Origin of the sequence: Paenibacillus rigui (genome assembly GCF_002234615.1) — a bacterium.
Taxonomy (GTDB): domain Bacteria; phylum Bacillota; class Bacilli; order Paenibacillales; family NBRC-103111; genus Paenibacillus_S; species Paenibacillus_S rigui.
Genome location: NZ_NMQW01000092.1, coordinates 1 through 1,799, shown reverse-complemented (window position 1 = coordinate 1,799; position 1,799 = coordinate 1). Strand labels below are relative to the sequence as shown.

Genomic DNA, 1,799 nt, shown 5'->3' with positions numbered 1-1,799 from the left:
GGCGGACAACCCTGCGAGGCTAAGTCTTCGACCCGGCGCTTTGCGCCTTAAGCCTCTCGGGTTCGTGAATACAAGAACGTTAGGTGAAATCGGACAAAACAAATAAAGATTAGGTGATAATCTTGAACATCTACGGACATTTAAAGAAAGTAAATGAAATTCTAGACAAGACATTGATTTGCCAACAATCCAGAATAGATTCTCATGTTTTAGTTAAAGGATTTAAGGATTCTTGGTATTACATAGAAAAGTATATTAAAAATGTACACCCTGAATGGACAAAAAAATGGAATGATAGATTAACTTCCATTGAACCAGAGGAATTAGCTTTATCGATAGATATGATACGAGAAGCTAATGATAAATTTAATAAGTTAAAGGAACAGAAGGATGTTAAGAACTATTTTGATTACTACATTTCAATAATTAACGGTCTAACAATATTCAATAAGTCATATGAAGAATGTTGCGATATTTGTCAGGGTGAACTGAGGTATTATACAGACTTAAATATAGATACAGTTGTCAAGAGATGTGTTACATGTGGGTGTTTCTATAATGGTAAGTCAGGGTCTAAAATCGGGTTAAATATGAATGATGCTCTTAGACCGTCAAGTAAAAGTGAATTATTAAGAGACGAGATTATAAAGCAGTAATTTAATGGAGTTATTCCAAGAAGTGTCCGACATCACCTAACACCGTATTCACGCTTCGGGCCATACGGCCCTCAGTCCGCCAGAAGATAATTCGGAGAAGTGAAATCAGGCAGACAACCCTGCGAGCCTAAGTCCTGGCGGACCCGGCGCTGCCGCGCCTTAAGGCTCTCGGGTTCGTGAATACAAGAACGTTATGTGAAACTCAGCTAAATCATATATAAAATAATTAATACCAACATCAAACCCATAAAAACGAGGAACTTATTATGAAAGAAAGAATGGATTGGATCCCGTTAAACACTCAAGAAGATTTAGATAAGTTTATGAATTTATTCGGATGGTTTCATGATGCTTGTTTGAAAGAACTTTATCTGTGGACAGAACATTATGTCGATTTTAATTATTCAATGGGAGTTAGCGATAAACTGGATAACCGTATAAGAACTTTATTTCAAAGACAATGGCAGAATCCGTCAGCGATTGAACTTTTATTTGAAGAGGTAATAAAGTTAAGTATTTCGCCTAGTCCTGAGAACTATGATTCTATAATATATGAGGGTACTTTTTTATATGATAATGGAATATTCTACTGGGCTGATGATAGGAACTGGAATCCAAATAAAAAGCTTGATTATAAAGTGAACTGGATTGCTGCAAGGAAAGTGAGTTGGAGAGAAGTAAGTAACTGGATGGGGAAACAACAAAGATATGGGATAGTAGAATAACCTTCCAAGTAACTCAAAGAAGAGCTGAGCATCACATAACACCGTATTCACGCTGCGGGCCATACGGCCCTTGGTCTGCCCGAGGCTTTTCATGGAAGTGGAATCAGGCAGACAACCCTGCGAGGCTAAGTCTGGCAACCCGGCGCTAAAGCGCCTTAAGCCTCTCGGGTTCGTGAATACAAGAACGTTAGGCGAAATTCATGCAAAAAATGGGGGAATTATATTATGGGCGAACTCAAAGAAGTAAATAAATTATTATTCGATCATACTCCACATACTTCTTGTCATGATATTTTCCATAAAGTATGTGATGAGATTGGAAGCTATTATGAAAAAAGAGGTTTTAAATATTCAAGATCAAGTCCAAAGATAGTCTACAAAGATTCGCATATACAGTTAATTAGGGCTTGCTGAATAA

General features: G+C 37.3%; 2 protein-coding genes. Both read left to right on the top strand.

What is annotated here, in order from left to right; genetic code table 11:
* Nucleotides 1-122: 122 nt before the first annotated feature.
* Entirely contained in the window at nucleotides 123-656 is a 534-nt protein-coding gene (locus CF651_RS31760) for a hypothetical protein (protein WP_094018874.1), read from the top strand.
* Between the two features lie 266 nt (nucleotides 657-922).
* Complete coding sequence (locus tag CF651_RS31755) at nucleotides 923-1,381, top strand: hypothetical protein (protein ID WP_245856237.1); 459 nt, start codon at nucleotides 923-925, stop codon at nucleotides 1,379-1,381.
* Nucleotides 1,382-1,799 lie beyond the last annotated feature (418 nt).

Bases quoted from the DNA above. Each gene is read 5' to 3' on its own strand.
- CF651_RS31755 (WP_245856237.1), top strand. From the start codon at position 923: ATGAAAGAAAGAATGGATTGGATCCCGTTAAACACTCAAGAAGATTTA.